This is a genomic window from Rugamonas apoptosis, from assembly GCF_014042355.1.
GTDB lineage: Bacteria > Pseudomonadota > Gammaproteobacteria > Burkholderiales > Burkholderiaceae_D > Rugamonas > Rugamonas apoptosis.
In genome coordinates, this window is the sequence record NZ_JACEZU010000003.1 from 456,814 (window position 1) to 476,958 (window position 20,145).

The 20,145-nt window shown below is 61.4% G+C and carries 19 protein-coding genes, 8 tRNA genes and 1 pseudogene; 19 read left to right on the forward strand and 9 right to left on the reverse strand.

Features of this window, described 5'->3' with window-relative positions:
• Window positions 1-101: 101 nt before the first annotated feature.
• The 5 genes from H3H39_RS08650 to H3H39_RS08670 all read right to left on the reverse strand — a co-directional run bounded on the left by H3H39_RS08650 (window position 102) and on the right by H3H39_RS08670 (window position 4,160).
• Complete coding sequence (locus tag H3H39_RS08650; RefSeq protein ID WP_182152950.1) at window positions 102-788, reverse strand: transposase; 687 nt, start codon at window positions 786-788, stop codon at window positions 102-104.
• A 215-nt stretch (window positions 789-1,003) separates the two neighbouring features.
• Window positions 1,004-1,843: a pantoate--beta-alanine ligase gene (gene panC, locus H3H39_RS08655; protein ID WP_182152951.1), complete on the reverse strand. Its 840-nt coding sequence runs from the start codon at window positions 1,841-1,843 to the stop codon at window positions 1,004-1,006.
• A 43-nt stretch (window positions 1,844-1,886) separates the two neighbouring features.
• A complete protein-coding gene (locus tag H3H39_RS08660) occupies window positions 1,887-2,819 on the reverse strand; it encodes a segregation and condensation protein A (protein ID WP_182152952.1) in 933 nt (310 codons plus the stop codon).
• Between the two features lie 18 nt (window positions 2,820-2,837).
• Window positions 2,838-3,047, reverse strand: coding sequence for a DUF3460 family protein (locus H3H39_RS08665; RefSeq protein ID WP_182152953.1), 210 nt, complete (start codon window positions 3,045-3,047; stop codon window positions 2,838-2,840).
• 99 nt (window positions 3,048-3,146) lie between these two features.
• Window positions 3,147-4,160: a porin gene (locus tag H3H39_RS08670; RefSeq protein ID WP_182152954.1), complete on the reverse strand. Its 1,014-nt coding sequence runs from the start codon at window positions 4,158-4,160 to the stop codon at window positions 3,147-3,149.
• A gap of 235 nt (window positions 4,161-4,395) precedes the next feature.
• Here H3H39_RS08670 and H3H39_RS08675 point away from each other — a divergent pair, with 235 nt between their 5' ends.
• On the forward strand, window positions 4,396-5,295 hold the full coding sequence (locus H3H39_RS08675) for a DMT family transporter (RefSeq protein WP_182152955.1): 900 nt from the start codon (window positions 4,396-4,398) through the stop codon (window positions 5,293-5,295).
• Window positions 5,296-5,333: 38 nt separating this feature from the next.
• Here H3H39_RS08675 and H3H39_RS08680 read toward each other — a convergent pair whose 3' ends face one another.
• On the reverse strand, window positions 5,334-5,996 hold the full coding sequence (locus tag H3H39_RS08680) for a glutathione S-transferase family protein (RefSeq protein WP_182152956.1): 663 nt from the start codon (window positions 5,994-5,996) through the stop codon (window positions 5,334-5,336).
• Between the two features lie 244 nt (window positions 5,997-6,240).
• Between H3H39_RS08680 and H3H39_RS08685 the strand changes: the two genes are divergently transcribed.
• Both H3H39_RS08685 and H3H39_RS08690 read left to right on the forward strand, forming a co-directional pair.
• A complete protein-coding gene (locus H3H39_RS08685) occupies window positions 6,241-6,660 on the forward strand; it encodes a YidB family protein (protein ID WP_229217929.1) in 420 nt (139 codons plus the stop codon).
• A gap of 73 nt (window positions 6,661-6,733) precedes the next feature.
• On the forward strand, window positions 6,734-7,036 hold the full coding sequence (locus H3H39_RS08690; protein WP_182152957.1) for a PsiF family protein: 303 nt from the start codon (window positions 6,734-6,736) through the stop codon (window positions 7,034-7,036).
• A 92-nt stretch (window positions 7,037-7,128) separates the two neighbouring features.
• Here the strand turns inward: H3H39_RS08690 and H3H39_RS08695 are convergent, their stop codons facing one another.
• Both H3H39_RS08695 and metG read right to left on the reverse strand, forming a co-directional pair.
• The gene (locus H3H39_RS08695; protein WP_182152958.1) at window positions 7,129-7,608 is read right to left on the reverse strand and encodes a GNAT family N-acetyltransferase; all 480 of its coding nucleotides are present in this window, start codon (window positions 7,606-7,608) and stop codon (window positions 7,129-7,131) included.
• A 22-nt stretch (window positions 7,609-7,630) separates the two neighbouring features.
• Window positions 7,631-9,793 carry a methionine--tRNA ligase gene (gene metG, locus H3H39_RS08700; RefSeq protein WP_182152959.1) on the reverse strand — a complete coding sequence of 721 codons (2,163 nt, stop codon included), beginning with the start codon at window positions 9,791-9,793 and terminating at the stop codon, window positions 7,631-7,633.
• Window positions 9,794-9,928: 135 nt separating this feature from the next.
• Here metG and apbC point away from each other — a divergent pair, with 135 nt between their 5' ends.
• Both apbC and H3H39_RS08710 read left to right on the forward strand, forming a co-directional pair.
• Complete coding sequence (apbC, locus tag H3H39_RS08705; protein ID WP_182152960.1) at window positions 9,929-11,017, forward strand: iron-sulfur cluster carrier protein ApbC; 1,089 nt, start codon at window positions 9,929-9,931, stop codon at window positions 11,015-11,017.
• A 46-nt stretch (window positions 11,018-11,063) separates the two neighbouring features.
• Window positions 11,064-11,480, forward strand: coding sequence for a DUF4399 domain-containing protein (locus tag H3H39_RS08710; protein WP_375540412.1), 417 nt, complete (start codon window positions 11,064-11,066; stop codon window positions 11,478-11,480).
• A 122-nt stretch (window positions 11,481-11,602) separates the two neighbouring features.
• On the opposite strand, the gene H3H39_RS08715 is transcribed toward H3H39_RS08710, so the two are convergent.
• Window positions 11,603-12,214, reverse strand: coding sequence for a LysE family translocator (locus H3H39_RS08715; RefSeq protein WP_182152961.1), 612 nt, complete (start codon window positions 12,212-12,214; stop codon window positions 11,603-11,605).
• A 117-nt stretch (window positions 12,215-12,331) separates the two neighbouring features.
• On the opposite strand from H3H39_RS08715, the gene H3H39_RS08720 reads away from it, so the two are divergent.
• The 14 genes and pseudogenes from H3H39_RS08720 (at window position 12,332) to H3H39_RS08780 (ending at window position 20,059) form a co-directional block, all read left to right on the forward strand.
• Window positions 12,332-13,219 carry a LysR substrate-binding domain-containing protein gene (locus tag H3H39_RS08720; RefSeq protein WP_182152962.1) on the forward strand — a complete coding sequence of 296 codons (888 nt, stop codon included), beginning with the start codon at window positions 12,332-12,334 and terminating at the stop codon, window positions 13,217-13,219.
• A gap of 281 nt (window positions 13,220-13,500) precedes the next feature.
• Window positions 13,501-14,286 (forward strand): PEP-CTERM sorting domain-containing protein, encoded by a 786-nt coding sequence (locus H3H39_RS27800; protein WP_182152963.1) that lies wholly within the window; start codon window positions 13,501-13,503, stop codon window positions 14,284-14,286.
• A gap of 289 nt (window positions 14,287-14,575) precedes the next feature.
• Window positions 14,576-15,985, forward strand: a complete 1,410-nt coding sequence (gene gltX, locus H3H39_RS08730; RefSeq protein WP_182152964.1) for a glutamate--tRNA ligase — start codon at window positions 14,576-14,578, stop codon at window positions 15,983-15,985.
• Window positions 15,986-16,083: 98 nt separating this feature from the next.
• Window positions 16,084-16,159 (forward strand) — tRNA-Ala (locus tag H3H39_RS08735).
• A 56-nt stretch (window positions 16,160-16,215) separates the two neighbouring features.
• Window positions 16,216-16,291: transfer RNA gene (locus tag H3H39_RS08740), tRNA-Glu, on the forward strand.
• 134 nt (window positions 16,292-16,425) lie between these two features.
• Window positions 16,426-16,501, forward strand: a tRNA-Ala gene (locus tag H3H39_RS08745).
• Window positions 16,502-16,544: 43 nt separating this feature from the next.
• Window positions 16,545-16,620, forward strand: a tRNA-Glu gene (locus H3H39_RS08750).
• 62 nt (window positions 16,621-16,682) lie between these two features.
• Window positions 16,683-16,758, forward strand: a tRNA-Ala gene (locus H3H39_RS08755).
• A 23-nt stretch (window positions 16,759-16,781) separates the two neighbouring features.
• Window positions 16,782-16,857, forward strand: a tRNA-Glu gene (locus H3H39_RS08760).
• Between the two features lie 296 nt (window positions 16,858-17,153).
• Window positions 17,154-17,229: transfer RNA gene (locus H3H39_RS08765), tRNA-Glu, on the forward strand.
• Window positions 17,230-17,277: 48 nt separating this feature from the next.
• Window positions 17,278-17,353 (forward strand) — tRNA-Glu (locus H3H39_RS08770).
• 100 nt (window positions 17,354-17,453) lie between these two features.
• Window positions 17,454-17,912 (forward strand): annotated as a pseudogene (earP, locus tag H3H39_RS27805) (elongation factor P maturation arginine rhamnosyltransferase EarP); the annotation flags it as partial.
• A 363-nt stretch (window positions 17,913-18,275) separates the two neighbouring features.
• Window positions 18,276-19,373: an elongation factor P maturation arginine rhamnosyltransferase EarP gene (gene earP / locus H3H39_RS27810; protein WP_375540417.1), complete on the forward strand. Its 1,098-nt coding sequence runs from the start codon at window positions 18,276-18,278 to the stop codon at window positions 19,371-19,373.
• Between the two features lie 110 nt (window positions 19,374-19,483).
• Window positions 19,484-20,059 (forward strand): elongation factor P, encoded by a 576-nt coding sequence (locus H3H39_RS08780; protein ID WP_182152966.1) that lies wholly within the window; start codon window positions 19,484-19,486, stop codon window positions 20,057-20,059.
• The last annotated feature ends 86 nt before the right edge of the window (window positions 20,060-20,145 follow it).

Here is a 20,145-nt window from a genome sequence, read left to right on the forward strand (position 1 = left end):
GACGTAACTCAATTCCCCAATTTGGGACGTAACTCGGTTTTAGATAATTCGGGACGTAACTCAATTCCAGAATTTGGCAGAATTTGGGACGTAACTCGTTTTTACGGGTTTGGCCGGCGCCCGCGCTTACCTGGGGTTACCGCGCGGCCGAGTGTCCTGTTTAACTGCTCAATGAACTGAACGTTGCCGAGCGCGTAATTGCCGCTGGTGGCGCGCCGGATCTGCTCCACGAGTTCAGGCCGCAAGACGTCTGTGAACAACCCCCGATAGGCTTCTTGCCGTTCCGCGTCGTCCTTGCCCAACGCAATATACAGCGGATGTGGCCTCACCAGTGAACTAGGCTCACCCTCGGCATTGGCGCGGTAGCTTGACCAGCGATAGTCGGCCGGATGCGCGACGATGCTTGCCCGCACGGGGTTTAGTTCTATGTACCGCTGACACGTGAAGAAGTAGGTGTCTTCCTGCGTCAGGCAGGAGCGAAACCGGCCTTCCCATAATGTACCTGTTCGCCGATATGTCTTGTTGATGTAGCGGACGTAGCGTTGATTTTGCGTTTTCATCATGGCAGCCAGAGCCGTTGGGTTCGAGGCGGATAAAAGCAGATGTACGTGGTTGCACATCAGTGCATAGGCATGGATCGTGCACTCGGCCTCCTCCGCATGCGTTTGCAACCATGCCAGATAGTTGTCGCAATCTTTGTCGGAAAAGAAGCAGGCCTGTCGGTTGTGGCCACGCTGTATCAGGTGGATAGGGACATTGGCGAGGATGACGCGAGCATGGCGGGGCATGATGGTACTCGATAGTCGTTTTGCACGAGGCTAGCATTGTCCCGATGAATAGATGTTGATACTGCGCTGAGATGGCGCGTCCGGTCGATGGAGGGGGGGGCGGCGAAAATGAGTTACGTCCCGATTTGGAATTGAGTTACGTCCCTCATTTGGCTGGACGACGGGGCGTAAAAAAACCAGCCGAGGCTGGTTTTTTTGTGGGGATGTGGTCCGCGTCAGATTTCCAGGTTGTCGATCAAACGGGTGCCGCCCAGCTTGGCCGCGGCCAGCACCACCAGCGGCGTGCCTTGCGCCAGGTCGCCGGCGCTCGGCGGTTGCAGATCGATGCGCTTGCGGATCGAGATGTAGTCCGGGTTCCAGCCCCGCTTGGCCAGCTCTTCCATGGCCTTGTGTTCCAGCTGGAAGATGTCCAGGTGGCCGGCACGCATTTCGTTGGCCACGAAGTTCAGGCTCTGGAACAGGGCAGGGGCTTCGGCCCGCTCCGCTTCCGACAAATACATATTGCGCGAGGACAGCGCCAGGCCGTCGTCGGCGCGGTAGGTTTCGGCCGCGATGATTTCCGTCGGCAGCGCGAACTGGCGCGCCATGTTGCGGATGATCATGAGCTGCTGGTAATCCTTCTTGCCGAACACGGCCACGCGCGGCTGCACGCAGGCGAACAGCTTCATCACCACCGTCGTCACGCCGGTGAAGAAGCCGGGGCGGAATTCCCCTTCCAGCGTGTTGCCCAGGTCGTCCGGCGGGCGCACGCGGAATTCCTGCGGTTCCGGGTACAAGTCTTTTTCCGTGGGCGCGAACAGCACGTAGACGCCTTCCTTTTCCAGCTTTTCCACGTCGGCCTGGAAGGTGCGCGGGTATTTCTCGAAGTCTTCGTTGGGGCCGAACTGCAGGCGGTTGACGAAGATGGACGCCACCACGGGGTCGCCGTGCTTGCGCGCCAGCCGCATCAGCGACAGATGGCCTTCGTGCAGGTTGCCCATGGTGGGGACGAACGCGGTGCGCAGCTGGCCGCTCAGTTGGTCGCGCAATTCTTCGATGGAGGAGATGATTTTCATGGCTAGGTTGCGATGGGCGTTAAGTGAATGCGGTGGGCTGCCGTCAGGCGGGCGAGTAGGCCAGCCGGACGTAAATGGGCGCGAACGGTTCGGCCTGGGTGATTTCGATCAGGGTTTCCTTGGCCAGTTCCAGCAGGGCGACGAAGTTGACCACCACCACCGGCACGCCGCCGGCGAGGTCGAACAGGTCCGCGAACTCGATGAAGCGGGCGCTTTGCAGCTTGCGCAAGATGCCCGTCATGTGTTCGCGCACGGACAGTTCCTCGCGGCTGATCTTGTGGTGCTGGGTCAGCTTGGCGCGCTTGAGCACGTCCAGCCACGCTTGCTGCAAGTCGACGGCGGCCACTTCGGGCCAGGTCGGCACCAGGCTTTGTTCGATGAAGATCTGGGTACGCACGAAATCGCGTCCCACCTGCGGGATGGTGTTGAGGTCGTAGGCGGCCAGCTTGATCTGTTCGTATTCGAGCAGGCGGCGCACCAGTTCGGCACGCGGGTCGCCGGCCTCGTCCTCGAGCTCGGCCTTCCTCTGCGGCAGCAGCATGCGCGACTTGATCTCGATCAGCATGGCCGCCATCAGCAGGTATTCGGCCGCCAGTTCCAGGTTGGACAGGCGGATCTGGTCGACATATTTCAGGTATTGCAGGGTGACCTGCGCCATCGGGATGTCGAGGATATTGAAATTCTGCTTGCGGATCAGGTACAGCAGCAAGTCCAGCGGGCCTTCGAACGCTTCCAGGAAGATTTCCAGCGCGTCCGGCGGAATGTAGAGGTCGGTCGGCAGGCGCAACAGCGGTTCGCCATACAGACGCGCCAAAGCGGCACCCTCGGCCTGGGCCGGGGCGCCGTCGGCGCCAGTTGCGTCAGCGGCCGCCGCTGCCGTGGCGGCCAGCGCCTCGGCCAACGGTTCAGCCACAGCGAGCGCGGCGTCCCCGTCCGGCGTCAGCGCGCCGGCGCTCGCCGTGTCCTCTGGCAACATGGTGCCCGCCCGGCGTGCTTAGAGTTTGTTCTGGTAGACGTAAGCCTGCTGTTTGACGGCCGAAGCCAGCTGGCGTTGCTGCTCGTCCAGCGACACGGGCGCCTGGTCCCACAGACGGGCACGGCCTTCCTGCTGGCCTTTTTCCATGTCGGGGTTCTTGGCTTTCAGCGCCTTGATGAACAGGGTGTGGTCGGATTCGTACAACTGGTGTTGTTTAGTGAGTTTCATATTAGCTAGTTGGGTGAGTCAGCAGCGCGTATTTTACCGCGCCCGGCGCCAGGGGCGGTAATTCTATCGATGCGGTTGGGCAAGTTTAGGCCCGGGCGTCTAGAATTTGTGGCGTATGCCCAGCGCCGTCGTGTTGCCGTCGCTGGCTGTGCTCAGCTTGTCGTACACGAACACGGCGTAAATGTCGGTGCGCACCGACAGGCTGTAGTCGTAGCCGGCGGTGGCCGTGTCGCGCCGGAATTCAGGCCGGTTCAGCCCGTCTTCGCGCGAGCGGGCCCACGACAACAGGTAGCGGCCGGCGCCGGCCGGCACTTGCAAGCCCAGTTGCGCGGTGCGGGTGCGGCGGCCCGTGAGGTCGGTCCGGTTGCGGTCGTAGCTGGCGTACAGCTTGACGGCGCGCAGGTCGTAGGCCACGCCCGTCAGCCACGTATCCTGGCGCGGTGCGGCGGGGGTGATGCCCAGTCCGGCTTCGACCCGCTGGCCGCCGGCCACCAGCAACAGGGGGCCGATCTCGTAGCGCAGCACGGCGGCCGCGTTGTGGCTGGCCGTGGCCGGGTTTTCACCGGGCGCATACTGGCCCACCAGCGTGACGCCGCCCAAGGTGGGTGAAGTGTAGTGCAGGGCGTTGCTCCAGCCTGTGTCACCCGTGACGGCGCTGCCGTAGGGCGCGCTCCATAACTGGGTCATGAGGGGCGAGAAGCGGGTCGAGAAGGCGTAGGGATTGAGGGCGGCCGAGGCCTGGAACAGGGGATTGGGCACCCGGCCCAGCTTGACGGTGCCGAAGTCGCCGCTCAAGCCCACATAGGCGGCGCGCGAAAACAGGGGATCGTTGGGGAAGCGGCCCGATTCGCCCGTGTCGAGCCGGACCACGCCTTCCAGCGCGAACACCGTCTTCAGCCCCCGTCCCAGTTCCTCGCTGCCGCCGAAGCCGTAGTAGGACGTGGTCATGCCGCCATTGTTGATGGCCCTGGTCGCCACGCTGCCGCTCGTGTTGGAATTGCCGGCGAAAATGTCGAGGATGCCGTAGACCTGCACCCCCGTTTGCTGCGCCTGGCACAGCGCGGGCAGGCACAGCAGTAAGGGCGCCGCCAGGGCGGACAGGGTGGAGCGCATGGCAATTCCTTTCGTCCGGCGGGCGGTGGCGGCGCGTCCTGGGAGCGGCCACATGCAATGTTATGAAAGACTGAACTTTTATTCTACCTTCAATTGCTGTGCTGGACGACGATTACGGGGCCGTTGTGGCGGCGCCGGTACAAGCCAGGGGCGGCGGGTGTCCCGGCGCGATCGTGCGGGATCGGTTATGCTCAAGGGTTCAAGCTTGTCAGATTGACCTTTTCGGATAGCCCGCATGACCCATCGCCTCACGCCCCGGACCGCCCTGTTGTTGACCATACCGCCCCTGCTGTGGGCGGGAAACGCCATCGTCGGGCGCCTGGTGCATGAGATGGTGCCGCCCATCCTGCTCAATTTCCTGCGCTGGCTGATCGCCTTCGCCATCCTGCTGCCGCTGGCCGGCCCCATCTTCCGGCGCGGCAGCAGCCTGTGGCCGCACTGGCGCCGCTTCGCCGTGCTGGGCTTGCTGGGGATCGGCATGTACAACGCGCTGCAATACCTGGCGCTGCAAACCTCCACCCCCATCAACGTGACGCTGGTGGCGTCGGGCATGCCGGTGTGGATGATGCTGACCGGCTGGCTGTGTTTTGGCGCGCGCGTCACGCGGCGCCAGGTGGCCGGGGCCGTGCTGTCGATCGCCGGCGTGCTGCTGGTGCTGGCCCGTGGCGAGTGGGCGCACTTGCTGGCGCTGCGGCTGGTGGCGGGCGACCTGTTCATGATCCTGGCCAGCATCGCCTGGTCGCTCTACAGCTGGCTGCTCACGCGCGCGCATGAGCCGGCCGATCTGCGCGCCAACTGGGCCAGTTTCCTGCTGGCGCAGGTGGCGTTCGGCACCGTGTGGTCGGGCGCGTTCGCGGCCGGCGAATGGGCGCTGGGCAGCGCGCCCGTGCAATGGAGCTGGATGCTGGTGGCGGCCTTGCTGTATGTGGCCGTGTGCCCGGCCGTGATCGCGTTCCGCTGCTGGGGCGAAGGCGTGCGCGAGGCGGGGCCGGCCATTGGGGCGTTCTTTGTCAACCTCACGCCCCTGTTCGCGGCGGTGCTGTCGTCCGCCTTCCTGGGCGAGGCGCCGCACGGTTATCACGTGGCGGCGTTCGCGTTGATCGTGGGCGGCATCGTCGTCTCGTCGCGCCGCTAGGGCAGTCCTATCACCGATGGAACGTCAGCGGTGTAACGTCAGCGGAAACGCTGCGGGATCGCTTCCTGGAACGGGTAGAACCGGAAATACGGCTTGGCTTCCTCCAGCACCCGGCGCACGGAGGGGCGGTCCATGAGACGCGTGAAATAGGCGTGCAGGTGATGGTGGTCGGGCGGGATCGTCACCAGCGTGCTGGCGTAGAACAGGGCCGGCGCCGCCGCGCAGTCGGCCATGCTGAAACCTGGTCCGGCCACCCAGGTGCGCGATCCCAGCCGTCGCTCCAACATGCCGTAGGCCGTGCCCAGCATGGTGCGCTGGGGCGCCAGGTCGGCTTGGGTGTGGTACAGGCGGTCGGCCACGATGCGTTGCATGGGGTCTTGCACATAATCGTCGAAGAAGCGCTCCCACAGCCGCACGTCGAGCGCGTCGTCCCAGTCGGTGGGGATCAGCGGGCGGTGGCCGGGGAAGTGGTGGTCCAGGTATTCGATGATGATGGTGGACTCCGGCACGTCGCGCTGGCGCGTATGGTCGCGCAGCACGGGAAAGCGGACTGGCGGCCAGGCCGCGGCCAGCGTGGCCCGGTCGTCCGCCTGGCCCAGGTCGATCAGGCGCTTCTCGAACGGCGTGCCGTTCTCGTACAGCGCGATCAGCACCTTATGGCAGTAAGATGCCAGCGGGTGATAGTACAGTGTCAGGGACATCGACTTTCTCCTCAAGGGAAGGGGCGGGCGCGACCTGCCCAATCTAACGCAATTTCCCTACCAGCGGCGCACGGGCTTGCCACAATAGAAAATGGGTATTGCGCGCTCTGATATTTGCAGTAACATAAGATTGCTTGCAGTTTGGATGGCATGCCGTCTGGATTGCTTGCCGTTTGCAAAGTTGCCGCTCATTTGATGGGGCGGCCTATTGCTCACTTTCCGCGTAGCGCACATTCGGGAGAATATGATGGGATTGCTGGATCAGCTGGTGGGACAGGTCGCGGCCGCGGCCGGTGGGCAAGGCCAGGATGGCGCGTCGCAGGGCGGCCTGATGGACGGTGTGATGACCATGATCAATAATGCGGGCGGGGTGCCCGCGTTGCTGGAGCAACTCAAGGCCAGCGGCCTGGGCGACCAGGTGGCGTCGTGGGTGGGAACGGGGGATAACCTGCCCGTCTCGGCCAGCCAGTTGGCCGATGCGCTGGGCGCGGGTCACCTGGCGCAGGTGGCGCAGCAGGCGGGCGTGGAACCGCAGCATGCGGCCAGCGGGCTGGCGCAATTGTTGCCGCAGTTGATAGACCAGCTGAGCCCGGGTGGCCAGATGCCGGAAGGCAATTTGCTGTCCCAGGGCTTGAGCATGCTGGCCGGGAAATTCTTGGGATGACCGCGTGGCGCCCTGTGCGCCGCGTGGCGGGTGCTGTGATAACTTTAATTCAATTCAAATAACGAGGATTTTTATGAAAAAAATGATTGCCGTATGTGTCGCCGCCCTGGTATCGACCGCCGCCTTCGCCGCCGCGCCTGAGGCCGCCCCTGCCGCCAAGACGGCCCAGCAGAACAAGATGACCACTTGCAACGCCGACGCCACCGGCAAGAAGGGCGATGAGCGCAAGGCCTTCATGAAGGAGTGCCTGAGCGCCAAGCCGGCCGCGCCTGTGACCCAGCAGAGCAAAATGAAGACCTGCAACGCCGACGCCGGCCCGATGAAAGGTGATGAGCGCAAGGCCTTCATGAAGAAATGCCTGAGCGCCAGTAAATAAGCAGGACGCCCGCCCCAACGTAAGGCAATGTCCAACATGGGGACGTCACGCACGCCGGTAAAGCCCGGAATGTGTGACGTCCCCAATTTGCTTTAGCGCCGCAGCAGGCGGCGCATGACCACCGGGGCGGGTTCCAGCGGGTTGGCGTGCGAGTATTCCAGCTCTTCGGCCAGCTCGAATTCGAAGGCCGTGTAGAAGTCGATCAGCTTGGGCTGGTCGCTGCGCACGGCCAGCCGTACTTCATCCACGCCAGCGGCCAGTGCGTGATGGATCACCGCTTCCAGCAAATGCTGCGACAGGTGATGGCCACGGTGGCCGGGCAGCACACCCATGCGCGCCACTTCCCACACATCGGGCTCCGCGTCGAGCGGCAGCCAGCGCGCGGAACCGACCGGTTCTTCGTCCACCAATAAAACAAAACCGCCGCCGTCGCGCAGGTGTTGCGCGACGAGTACGGCGGTTTCGCGGTGGCCGCTGGAAGTGACGTTGACCTTGCCGGCCCACGCGGCGCGCGTGAGCTCGGCGATCAGTTTTGCATCTTCTGCCGTCGCCTCGCGCACCAGGATGTTCATGCGGCCGCCTTGATCCTTGTCATTAGCTGATGCGCATGCCCGGCGTAGCGCCCGGCCATGGGTTGAGGATGTAGATGCCGGGATTGGCTTTCTCATCGACCGCCGACGCCGCCATCACCATGCCTTCGGAGATGCCGAACTTCATCTTGCGCGGCGCCAGGTTGGCGACCAGCACGGTCAGCTTGCCGATCAGGTCTTCCGGCTGATACATGGATTTGATGCCGGAGAAGACGTTGCGCATGCGGCCTTCACCCGCGTCCAGCGTCAGGCGCAGCAGCTTGTCCGAGCCTTCCACGTGTTCGCAATTGACGATCTTGGCGATGCGCAGGTCGACCTTGAAGAAATCGTCGACCGAGATTTCCGGCGCGATCACTTCGATGCCGGTTTCGGTGACGGCGACCGCAGGCGCCGCCTTGGCCTTGGCCGCCTTCTCAGGCTTCGCGGCGGCGACGGCGCCGGCCGCCGCTGGTGCGGGGGCGTCGAACAGGTCGTCGATCATCTTCGGCTCGACACGCTTCATCAGGTGGTCGTAGGCGCCGATGGTGCGGCCCAGCATGGTGTTCCATACGGCGCCGGTCGACACTTCGGTGTCAGCCCACACCAGCTGCGCATCGTTGAGGAACTTCCGGACGTTGGCGGCCACGCCCGGCAGGACCGGCGACAGCATGATGGTCAGCTGGCGGAACAGGATCAGGGCGGTGGTGCACACATCGTGCAACTCGGCCAGTTTGGCCTCATCCTTGGCCAGTACCCACGGCTTGTTATCGTCCACGTACTGGTTGGTGATGTCGGCCACTTCCATGATCTCGCGCAGGGCCTTGCCGAACTCGCGCGCCTCGAAGTGGGCGGCGATGCTGGCCTGGCGCTCGGCGCCGGCGTCGGTGACCAGGGCGCGCTTGATCCACGCTTGCGCGTTGTCGGACAGCGACGACGCCAGTTTGCCGTCGAACTTCTTGGTGATGAAGCCGGCGCAGCGCGAGGCGATGTTGACGTACTTGCCGATCAAGTCGCTGTTCACGCGGGCCACGAAGTCCTCACCCGTGAAGTCCAGGTCTTCCACTTTCGAATTGAGCTTGAAGGCGATGTAGTAGCGCAGCCATTCCGGATTCATGCCCAGGTTCAGGTAGCGCAGCGGCGAAATGCCGGTGCCGCGCGACTTGGACATTTTTTCGTTGTTGACCGTCAGGTGGCCGTGCACGTTCACTTTCAGCTTGTCGATCACGGGGTGGTCGGCGAACTTGAGCATGGCGGGCCAGAACAGCAGGTGGAAGGAGACGATGTCCTTGCCGATGAAGTGGATCTGTTCCGTGGCCGGGTCGTTGAGCAGGGCGTTGAAGTCCATGCCCTTTTTCTCGCAGTAGTTCTTCAGGCTGGCCAGGTAGCCGACCGGCGCATCCAGCCACACGTAGAAGAATTTGCCCGGTGCGTCTGGAATCGGGATGCCGAAGTAGGGCGCGTCGCGCGAGATGTCCCAGTCGGCCAGCTTTTCGCCGGCCTCGCCCAGCCACTCGCTGACCTTGTTGACCATTTCAGGCTGCAAGCGGCCCGGCGTGTTGAGCCAGTCGCGCAGGAACTGGAAGCAGCGCGGGTCGGACAGCTTGAAGAAATACTGTTCGGAAGGCTTGAGTATCGGCGTGGAGCCGGTGAACACGGAGAACGGGTTCACCAGTTCGGTCGGCTGGTAGGCCGCGCCGCACACTTCGCAGTTGTCGCCATATTGGTCCTTGGCGCCGCACTTGGGGCACTCGCCCTTGATGTTGCGGTCGGCCAGGAACATGCCCTTGACGGGGTCGAAGAAGCGGTCCACCACCTTGGTCGAGATCAGGCCCGTGTCGCGCAGCTTGCGGTAGATGCCCTGCGACAGTTCCACGTTTTCCGGCGAATCGGTGGAATACCAGTTATCGAAGGCGATGTGGAAGCCGTCCAGGTACTGGGCGCGGCCGGCGGCGATCTTGGCCACGAATTCCTGCGGCGTGATGCCTTCCTTTTCGGCGGCGATCATGATCGGCGTGCCGTGGGTATCGTCGGCGCCGACAAAGTGCACTTCGCGCTGGGCATCGCCGTCGCGCTGCATTCGCTGGTAGCGCACCCAGATGTCGGCCTGGATGTATTCCATCATGTGACCGATGTGGAAGGCGGCGTTGGCATAAGGCAGGGCAGTGGTGACGAACAGCTTGCGGGTCATGATTGATGCACTTTGTGGGTGGATAAAAGAAGCATTTTAACAGCGGAAGTGAGGAATGCGCACTTTTGGGGCAGGGGCAATCCTGTAATTTCGGCTATTTTGCGCTAGACTGCTGCATCACTTACGGAGATTTTCATGAGCATCACAGTAGAAGACGTCAAAGCGGCATTGTCAAAAGTGGTAGACCCGAATACAACGAAGGACTTCGTCAGCGGCAAGGCCGTGAAGAACCTGAAGGTCGATGGCGGCGCCATTGCGGTCGATATCGAACTGGGCTACCCGGCCAAAAGCCAGCACGACGCGATCCGCGCCAGCGTGGCTGACGCGCTGCGGGCGCTGCCCGGCGCGGGCGCCGTGACGGTCAACGTGCAGTCGAAGATCATCTCGCACACGGTGCAGCGCGGCCTGAAGCTGCTGCCCAGCGTGAAGAACATCATCGCCGTCGCTTCGGGCAAGGGCGGGGTGGGTAAATCGACCACGGCCGTCAACCTGGCGCTGGCACTGGCCGCCGAGGGCGCGTCCGTTGGCGTGCTGGATGCGGATATCTACGGCCCATCGCAGCCCATGATGCTGGGCGTGAACGGCCGCCCCGAGACGCGCGACGGCAAGACCATGGAGCCGCTGGAGAATTACGGCCTGCAGGTGTCGTCGATCGGCTTCATGATCGATCCGGACGAACCGATGGTGTGGCGCGGCCCAATGGTCACGCAGGCCCTGCAGCAACTGCTGGAACAGACCAACTGGCGCGACCTTGATTACCTGATCGTCGACATGCCGCCGGGTACCGGCGATATCCAGCTCACACTGTCGCAGAAGGTGCCGGTGACGGGCGCCGTGATCGTCACCACGCCGCAGGACATCGCGCTGCTGGACGCGCGCAAGGGCTTGAAGATGTTCGAGAAGGTGGGCATCCCCATCCTGGGCATCGTGGAAAACATGAGCACCCATATCTGCTCCAACTGCGGCCATGCGGAGGAAATTTTCGGTTCCGGCGGCGGCGCCAAGATGTGCAAGGACTTCGGCGTGGAGTTCCTGGGTGCCTTGCCGCTGACCATGGCGATCCGCGAGCAGACCGATTCCGGCAAGCCCACCGTGGTGGCCGAACCTGATGGCCCGGTGGCAGCCATCTACAAGGATATCGCCCGCAAGATCGCGGTGCAGGTGTCCGAGAAGGCCAAGGACATGACCAGCAAGTTCCCCAGCATCGTGATCAAGAACGACTGATGCTGCCGTTGTTGCACCCCGTGGTTTAACCTGGAGACACACCATAATGAAAATTGCTGCAAGCATGATGAGCCGCCTGGCGGCGGCCGTGGTCCTGATGGCCGGCATGGCGGCCGGCGCCCAAGCCGAAGCGCAATCGGTCAAGATCGTCGAACCTGTTGATGGCGCCACCGTCAGCAGCCCGTTCAAGGTCAAGTTCGGCGTCGATGGCATGGATGTGAAACCGGCCGGCGACATGAGCGCCAACACGGGCCACCACCATCTGCTGATCAACGCGGATGCCATCAAGGCCGGCGAATCGGTGCCGTTCGATGAAAGCCATCTGCACTTCGGCAAGGGCCAGACGGAAACGGAAGTGAAACTGCCGCCCGGCAGCTACACGCTGACCCTGCAATTCGCCAACGGCGCGCACCAGTCGTATGGGCCGGAACTGAGCAACAGCATCAAAGTCACTGTGAAGTGATGCCAACCGGCGCAACGTGCCGCGCACGGTGCGCCACTCCTTATCAGGCCGTTATATCGACGGCCTGACCTAGGCTGCAGGGCCGGCATCGGCAGCGCTTTCGAGCGCGTCGATGTCGTCCGCTACCTCGATGTACTCGCCAGTCCTACGCTGAACAGCATGAACGTGATCGCGCCCGTTTTGCTGATGATTTTCCCGCCACGTTCCGATGTAAGCCAAGTCTCCGCACGCTGCGCCAGGACACCATATAGGCAGTGGATAGCCACGACCAGACCGCTATAGGTCAGCACCAGAATCAAAAATTGGCTGGCAAAGCTGACGTGCGCGTCGATGAACTGCGGCAGCACAGACAGGAAAAAGAAGATCGCCTTCGGGTTGGTCAACTGCAGAGAGAGTCCTTCCGCAAAGAAGCGCGCGAAGCGGGCGTTGCCGCTCTCGCGCGCCGTGAAGTGGAAGGCGGGTGAGCGCCACAGGCGTATGCCAAGGTAGAGTAAATACGCCGCACCAAGCAGTTTCATCGCGGTGAATGCGGTTGCGGACGTGGAAAGCAGAATACCCAGGCCGGTCGCGGACAGGCCCGCAACCACCAATGCCCCCGCCGCGATACCGAGGATGCCACCCAATGCACGTCGCAGGCCGTAGCGCAATGTGTTCGTCAGCGTCATCACGACGCCGGGGCCAGGGGTCAATACCGTGATGGTCGCCATCATCAAGAACAACGGGTATAGCTTCAAGATTCCTCCTCCATGCATGTATGCAGTACCAAGATGGGGGAAGTATGCGAACGATTCATACTGACAGCCAAACGAATTATCTTTATTATGTGTTGAGAAAATCTCAACACCGACATCATGACAATTCGTCCTCCTCTCAACGCGCTACACACCTTCTGTATGGTCGTCAGTCATGGCGGCTTTCGTCAGGCCGCGCAGGCGCTGCACGTCACACCAGGTGCGGTCAGCAAGCAAATCCAACTGCTGGAAGCGTATTTGAAAGAGGTGCTGTTTGACCGCTTGGCGGGCAGTCTGGCGACGCCAACGCCCGCCGGTGCGCGACTGTACGCGCGGGTCGCCAATGAGATGACGGTCATCAGTGAAGCATTGGATGGGAAAAATGCCACGGCGAGGCATGCTACTGTCATTGTCGATACCAGCGTGACGCTGGCGATGCATTGGCTGATCCCTCTGCTGCGGCGGTTTAACGAACGTTACCCGGATATCCAAGTTCAGGTGCGAACGACGGACGGTCCCATCAATCCCGCAGCGCCAGTTGATATATTTATCCGTAGGGAGGAAGCCGAACTGCGCGGTTTACCGCAGCACACATTCATGGTTGAACGGTCGGTCCTCGTCGGTGCGCCAGCGTTCATGGCCAGCCTGACGTCGCATGAGGCCCGAGGCGAGGGCTGGATACATAGCGTACCCCGCATTGGCATGCGTTCCAGGACTGACTTATGGCCTAAATGGCAAGCAGCGCAAGGGATTGCGGGGCGCCTGGAGCCTACGATGGAATACGACAATACTGTGTTGTCGATCCAGGCCGCCCTGCAAGGTCTGGGCGTGCTTGTCGTGCCGGAGGTCTTCGTGTCAGCAATGCTGGAAGCGCGCACCCTCGTGTCGCTGGTACCCGAGCGGATCAAGTCGGGGACGTACTCCTATGCCGTGGGAAGGCAGCAGGATTCCGTGCGTACGACGGCATTTACAGACTGGCTTATGGATTGCGGACGTCAAAGTGACTAAAAAGTGATGCCTTCTTGGCCCGCCAGTCCCGTCCAATTGCAATCGTTGACGCAAAGAACATGCCTTGCCTTGCCTTGCCTTGCCGTGTGCCGTTCCGTGCCGTGCCGTGCCTTGGCCGGCCCCTGTCCGTCAGCCAACTTCGCGAGCAGCTGTGAAATTATTGTTTTGGCATTTGATTTTGGCAACGTTGGTGCACTAAAATGTTATGCATATTGAAATGATGATTTGTCACGTATTGCGCCGCAGTACATCCTGCCCACATCCAGACGACAAGGCCTCCCATGCATCTGCTTCCCACCCTCCAATCCGCCGGCGCCGCCGCGTTGTTATTGATCAGCGCGCCATTCGCCCATGCCAGCGTCGTTGCCTATGACTTCAGTGCGACCGTCGGCGACATGACCTATTATGCGCACACGTCGCCGACCGGTCCCGGGCCGGGCGTTGCCGTCACGTCGTCCAACTATGCAGGCAGCCTGATCAGTAGGGGCGATCAAGTGCGTGGCCACTTCTTCTATGACACCACGCTGGGCCAGTTCCTCGCCGCGCCGCCGGCCTTGCCCGACGCCGAATCGGCCCTGTACGGTGGTCCGGGCTATGCCAACACGATGGCCGGCGTCAACTATGAGGTGGGTAATGGTGGCGGCGTGCGTTTCGCGGCGGTCGAGACGCCCGTCATCTCAATCATGAACAACCGTTTTATCGACGCGGTGCACATCGTGGCATGGCGGCAAAATGGCCAATCCGGCCTGCAACAGGAAGTTGGCATCGACTTTATCGATAGCCGTCACGTGGCCCTCAATTCGATTGGTCTGCCGAGTGAGATCAAGCCGGCCGACTATGGCTTGATGGGGATCTACAACAGCTTTATGTATGCCTCGCGCGACGATGCGCTGAACGTGACGATGATGATCGATACGCTGACGCCGTCACTGCCCGGTCCCGGTCCAGGGCCCGGCCCGACGCCACCCGTGCCTGAACCGGAAAGCTATGCCATGCTGCTGGCCGGTTTGGGGTTGCTGGGGGTACTGTCGCGGCGTAAGGCGGCGCGCGAAGTCCCGGTCAAGTAATTTCCGGTGGTGCGCCGGGTGGCGGCGTGGATGTACAGTCGGTGTCACTCATTCGGTGTCAGGTCTGTCAATCGGACACAAAGAAAACACCATTGAGTACCATCAAACGGGTTGAGACTCGCATATGGTAGCTGTTCCCAATTCGGTCGCTTTGAAAGGCCGAAGGTACGTCTTGAGAAAGATCAAAGATGCGTGACGACTGTCCGAATGACAGACCTGACACCGACTGTTCGCACTCGCCCGGCAACGCGGTAAAATAGCTTCTTTTACACACCAGCTTCTTACTTCGATGACCACCGCACCTGCCAAGCCAGTCCGTACCCGTTTCGCTCCCAGCCCAACCGGCTATCTCCACCTGGGCGGCGCCCGCACGGCGCTGTATTCCTGGGCCTTCGCCCGTCACTTCGGCGGCACCTTCGTGCTGCGCATCGAAGACACCGATCTGGAGCGTTCCACGCCGGCGGCCGTGCAGGCCATCATCGACGGCATGCAGTGGCTGGGCCTGAACCACGATGAAGGCCCGTTCTACCAGATGCAGCGCATGGACCGTTATCGTGAAGTGGTGGCGCAGATGCTGGAAGAGGGCACCGCTTACCTGTGCTATTCATCGCCTGACGAAGTGGAAGCGATGCGCGAGCGCATGCGCGCCGCCGGCGAGAAGCCACGTTACGACGGTACCTGGCGTCCGGAACCGGGCAAGACCCTGCCGGCCATTCCGGCTGACCGCAAGCCCGTGGTGCGTTTCAAGAATCCGCTCGATGGCGATGTGACGTGGGACGACGTGGTGAAGGGTACCATCACCATCTCCAACAAGGAGATGGATGACCTGGTGATCGCACGCCCGGATGGCACGCCGACCTATAACTTCTGCGTGGCGGTGGATGACTGGGACATGGGCATCACCCACGTGCTGCGCGGCGATGACCACGTGAACAACACGCCACGCCAGATCAACATCCTGCGCGCGATCGGCGCGCCGCTGCCACTGTATGGCCACCTGCCGATGATCCTGGGCGCGGACGGCGAGAAGCTGTCCAAGCGCCATGGCGCCGTCAGTGTGATGGATTACCCGGCCCAGGGCTATCTGCCGGAAGCGATGCTGAACTACCTGGCGCGCCTGGGCTGGAGCCACGGCGACGATGAAGTGTTCTCGATGGACCAGTTCTGCGAGTGGTTCAACCTCGATCACCTGACCCGCTCGGCCGCCCAGTTCAACAATGAAAAGCTGGCCTGGCTGAACAACCACTATATCAAGCAGGCCGACAACCAGCGCCTGGCCGACCTGGCCATGCCGCACATGGTCGATGACGGCGCTAATTTCGACGGCGCGCCCGCGCTGCCGGTCGTGTTGGGCCTGATGAAGGAGCGCGTCAACACCATCAACGAGCTGGCTGATGCGGCCATGCTGTTCTATCGCGAGCCCAAGCCTGATGCGGCGCTGCTGACCCAGCACCTGACGGATGCGGTGAAGCCGGCGCTGGCGCAATTCGCTGAACGTTGCAAGACGGTGGAGTGGACCAAGGAAGCCTTGTCGGCCATGATGAAGGAAGTGTTGGCGGCCCATGGTTTGAAGATGCCGCAGATGGCTATGCCGCTGCGCCTGATCGTGACGGGGCAATTACAAACGCCGGCCATCGATTCGGTCTTGCAAATTTTCGGCCGAGACGTTATTCTCTCGCGCCTGTCCAAATTTCTCTGAATTTAGTCATTAAAGATTCTGAGAATAAACAGGCAAGGTTGTAAAAGGGTATTTGCATAGAACGACAACCCTGCTATAATCTTGCTTCTGCAGCACACGGGGGTATAGCTCAGCTGGGAGAGCGCTTGCATGGCATGCAAGAGGTCAGCGGTTCGATCCCGCTTACCTCCACCAGCATCAGAATGTAGTCGGTTCTGATCGTGTTGAAGAAGTAGTATTGGTTGTTCGCGGTCCCCATCGTCTAGAGGCCTAGGACATCACCCTTTCACGGTGAGTACGGGGGTTCGAATCCCCCTGGGGACGCCAAGTTGTACAGTAGTTGCAGTAGATGTAGATTGACGTTGTTTGTACTGATTGTTTGACGTTCGGCTTTGCGCTGGATAGCAACAAGTAGTGAAAACAAAAGTCGCCAAGGCGGCTTTTATTATTTCTGCGCCAGAGGGGGTATAGCTCAGCTGGGAGAGCGCTTGCATGGCATGCAAGAGGTCAGCGGTTCGATCCCGCTTACCTCCACCACAAAGCGCGGAAATGATGGGGTCTAAGTTGTTAGCAGTTCCTGGTCCCCATCGTCTAGAGGCCTAGGACATCACCCTTTCACGGTGAGTACGGGGGTTCGAATCCCCCTGGGGACGCCAGCTGATGCTGGTGGTAGTAAAAGTAGTGAGTAGTAAAACGTAGTAAATAGTTTCTGCGCCCGGGGGGTATAGCTCAGCTGGGAGAGCGCTTGCATGGCATGCAAGAGGTCAGCGGTTCGATCCCGCTTACCTCCACCAATCGCGCAGAAATACGAATTCAGGTCCCCATCGTCTAGAGGCCTAGGACATCACCCTTTCACGGTGAGTACGGGGGTTCGAATCCCCCTGGGGACGCCAGATTTTGCGAGTTGTCTGCCATAGCCGGCAACCGCGTGCTGCAAGTTTCACCGATTCGAATGATCAAGCCGCCTAGTGCGGCTTTTTTGTTGTCTGCGTTTTTTCGGATTGTGATCCAGGGTGTGCGTTGGGTTGTGGCCCGTGCCGCGGGTGATTTTGTCACTGTTGTCAAATGGCCATGCTTTCCGTGAAAACAGGGTGATTTACGCGCTAAGCTATTGATTCTGTTGCGTTCGTTGTGCTATGATTCGCGCACGCTTTTTTGAGGGCAACAAGACTCGAAGAAGTTCTGCAAAGTCCCCATCGTCTAGAGGCCTAGGACATCACCCTTTCACGGTGAGTACGGGGGTTCGAATCCCCCTGGGGACGCCAGGATTTTGCAGCAGGTCTGGCCGCGCGAGTGGCCAAGGACAGATTTCTGTCCCCATCGTCTAGAGGCCTAGGACATCACCCTTTCACGGTGAGTACGGGGGTTCGAATCCCCCTGGGGACGCCAGATAACCGCGCCGGCCGCAAGCCGGAAGACGGTCGAATAAGCCGCCTGATGCGGCTTTTTTTGCGTCCATCGCGGACGCGCTTGTTGATGGTGCCCGATGATGGCCTCTCCCTCCGATTTGAATCCAACCGGTACCGGCGTCGGCGCTACTGCGGCGCTGGCCGCGCGGCGCTGGCCGTTCCATTTCAATGCCCACGTTCGCGCCGCCTTCTTCGCCGGGCTTGGCGTGGACATGCTGCGCGTGGCCTACGCGCGCCGGATCTCACTGTGCTGCAACTGCGCGGCGCCCGTACCGCAACTGTTCGCACAATTGCAGGCCGCCGCCACGCCCACGCTGTGCCTGGTGCCTGAAGGTGAGGCGCGCGAGGCGGTGGCTGCGTTTCTTCAGGCCGACGCCGTCGCGGGCGCGCGCGCGCGCGCCACGCGCGGCGGACTGACCGTGCAGGTGCTGCCGGCACTTGATGCGCAGGCTTACGACCATCTGCTGTGGGCTTGCGATTTCAACTTCGTGCGCGGCGACGCGCAACTGGCGCGTGCGCAGCTGGCGGCGCGTCCCTTTATTTGGCAAGCGGAGGAGGGTGTTGGTACTCTTGCAGGTGCAGGTGCAGGTGCAGGTGCAGGTGCTGCTGGTACTGATGCTGCCGCGCAGGCCTTTGTCAGTAGTTACGGCGTGGCGCTGCCCACGCATGCGAGCGCGATATTGGCCGAAGCCTTCCAGGTCTGGAATGGCGCCGGTGAGCGGTACGCGGCACTGGGCGCATGTCTGGCCGGTCCGGTTTCCTGCCTGCTTGCGCCGCACAGTCGCGCCTGGGCGGAGGCCTTGCCTGATTCGTTGGAAGCGCCTGCCCAGGATCACCCAACCACGCTGGCCATTTTCTGCAAGGTGGTCGATAACTACGGCGACGTGGGCATCTGCTGGCGCATGGCGCGGCAGTTGCAGCACGAGCACGGTGTGGCCGTCGAACTGTGGGTGGACAATCTGCACAGCTTCCGCCGCATCTGCCCGGAGGTGCGCACCGATACGGAAGTGCAGCAGGTAAGCGGTGTGACGGTACGCCACTGGCACAGCCAGGACGGCGAGTTCGAGGCTGCCGACGTGGCCGACATCGTGATCGAATTTTTCGGCTGCGATATCCCTGAGGGCTACATCGCCGCCATGGTGCAATGCGAGCCGCGCCCCGTATGGCTCAACCTGGAAGGCTTGACGGCGGAAGAATGGGTGGAGGGCTGCCATACCTTGCCGTCCTCCCATCCGCGCCTGCCGCTGACCAAGCATTTCTTCTTCCCTGGCTTCACGGCCAAGACCGGCGGCTTGCTGGTGGAAGCGGCATTGGATGAGCGGCGCCGCCAGTTCCAGGCTGATCCCGCCGCGATGGCGGCATTCCTCGCGCAACTGGGCCTGTCGGCTGCCGAAATCGCCGCGCGAAAAGTGTCGATGTTCTGCTACCCGCACGCGCCTGTGGCGGCGCTGTTCGCGGCATGGGAGCAGGGCGCGGAGCCAGTCACCTGCCTGGTACCGGAGGGTGTGGCGACCGACGCGGTGCGATCTTTCCTCGGTGTTGATGCGGTGGCCGGCGCGGCCGCTACCAGTGGCGCGCTGACGGTGCGCGTGCTGCCTTTCGTACCGCAGCCTGAGTACGACAAGCTGCTATGGGCGTGTGACCTCAATTTTGTGCGCGGCGAGGATTCCTTCGTGCGCGCGCAATGGGCCGGCAAGCCATTTGTCTGGCACATTTATCCGCAGGAGGAAAACCTGCATCACAAGAAATTGCGCGCTTTCCTGCACCGGTACGCGGCCGGGCTGGATGGCCTGTCAGCCTTCTCGCTGTATTGGAACGGTGCCGGTACGGATGACCAGCACAGTGCCCCCCTGTGGAGCGCACTGCAGGTGGAAATGCCGGCCATCGCCACCCGTGCCGCCGACTGGCAGCGACAAATCCTTGAGAACGGTGATATGACGGGGAATTTGCTGAAGTTTTCCCGAGTACTTCAGTCGGTTAAGCAGGAAAATCGGGTATAATGCCCGGTTACTTTAGAGCGCATTTTTACCCGATCAAACGTGGCTAGCGGCTTCATTGCCATCGGCAGCAGTTGATTTTTTATGCAACTTAATTTTTACGTACAATCCCTATGAAACCTGCAAAAGAAATTCGTGTTGGCAATATCATTATGGTCGACAGCAAGCCTATGATCGTGCTGCGTTCGGATGTCAACGGTTCGAGCCGCACGGGCTTCACCTACAAGTGGAAGATGAAGAATCTTCTGACCAACAGCCCGCTGGAAAACGTGTTCCGTGGCGACGACAAGTTCGACGTCGTGGTGCTGGACAAGAAGCCAGTGACCTACTCGTACTTCGCTGATCCGCTGTACGTGTTCATGGACGCCGAATACAACCAGTACGAAATCGAAGAAGAGAACCTGGGCGACGCGCTGCACTACCTGAAAGACGGTATGGAATGCGAAGCCGTGTTCTACGATGGCAAAGCGATCTCGGTTGAACTGCCAACCACCATCGCCCGTCAAGTGGTGTACTCGGAGCCTGCCGTCAAGGGCAACACTTCGGGCAACGTCCTGAAAGAAGCCAAGATCGAAAACGCGATCGAAGCGCACCGCCACATCGTGCAGGTTCCCCTGTTCGTGAGCCAGGACGACGTGATCGAGATCGACACCCGTACCAACGAGTACAAGCGCGTGGTCCGCAACTAAGTACCGCCCGCTTCACTGAAAAGCACGCCCGGTTCCGCCGGGCGTGCTTTTTTTACGTCTGTGTCGTATTTCTGTGTGAAAGCGTT

Excerpts from the sequence above, each read along its gene's own strand:
- H3H39_RS08650 (WP_182152950.1), bottom strand. The coding sequence starts at position 788 with ATGCCCCGCCATGCTCGCGTCATCCTCGCCAATGTCCCTATCCACCTG.
- apbC (WP_182152960.1), top strand. The coding sequence starts at position 9,929 with ATGAGCATCACAGTAGAAGACGTCAAAGCGGCATTGTCAAAAGTGGTA.
- H3H39_RS08720 (WP_182152962.1), top strand. The coding sequence starts at position 12,332 with ATGACAATTCGTCCTCCTCTCAACGCGCTACACACCTTCTGTATGGTC.
- earP (WP_375540417.1), top strand. The coding sequence starts at position 18,276 with ATGGCGCGGCAGTTGCAGCACGAGCACGGTGTGGCCGTCGAACTGTGG.
- H3H39_RS08665 (WP_182152953.1), bottom strand. The coding sequence starts at position 3,047 with ATGAAACTCACTAAACAACACCAGTTGTACGAATCCGACCACACCCTG.
- H3H39_RS08660 (WP_182152952.1), bottom strand. The coding sequence starts at position 2,819 with ATGTTGCCAGAGGACACGGCGAGCGCCGGCGCGCTGACGCCGGACGGG.
- H3H39_RS27800 (WP_182152963.1), top strand. The coding sequence starts at position 13,501 with ATGCATCTGCTTCCCACCCTCCAATCCGCCGGCGCCGCCGCGTTGTTA.
- H3H39_RS08675 (WP_182152955.1), top strand. The coding sequence starts at position 4,396 with ATGACCCATCGCCTCACGCCCCGGACCGCCCTGTTGTTGACCATACCG.
- H3H39_RS08680 (WP_182152956.1), bottom strand. The coding sequence starts at position 5,996 with ATGTCCCTGACACTGTACTATCACCCGCTGGCATCTTACTGCCATAAG.
- H3H39_RS08780 (WP_182152966.1), top strand. The coding sequence starts at position 19,484 with ATGAAACCTGCAAAAGAAATTCGTGTTGGCAATATCATTATGGTCGAC.
- gltX (WP_182152964.1), top strand. The coding sequence starts at position 14,576 with ATGACCACCGCACCTGCCAAGCCAGTCCGTACCCGTTTCGCTCCCAGC.
- H3H39_RS08710 (WP_375540412.1), top strand. The coding sequence starts at position 11,064 with ATGAAAATTGCTGCAAGCATGATGAGCCGCCTGGCGGCGGCCGTGGTC.
- H3H39_RS08695 (WP_182152958.1), bottom strand. The coding sequence starts at position 7,608 with ATGAACATCCTGGTGCGCGAGGCGACGGCAGAAGATGCAAAACTGATC.
- panC (WP_182152951.1), bottom strand. The coding sequence starts at position 1,843 with ATGAAAATCATCTCCTCCATCGAAGAATTGCGCGACCAACTGAGCGGC.
- metG (WP_182152959.1), bottom strand. The coding sequence starts at position 9,793 with ATGACCCGCAAGCTGTTCGTCACCACTGCCCTGCCTTATGCCAACGCC.
- H3H39_RS08685 (WP_229217929.1), top strand. The coding sequence starts at position 6,241 with ATGATGGGATTGCTGGATCAGCTGGTGGGACAGGTCGCGGCCGCGGCC.
- H3H39_RS08690 (WP_182152957.1), top strand. The coding sequence starts at position 6,734 with ATGAAAAAAATGATTGCCGTATGTGTCGCCGCCCTGGTATCGACCGCC.
- H3H39_RS08670 (WP_182152954.1), bottom strand. The coding sequence starts at position 4,160 with ATGCGCTCCACCCTGTCCGCCCTGGCGGCGCCCTTACTGCTGTGCCTG.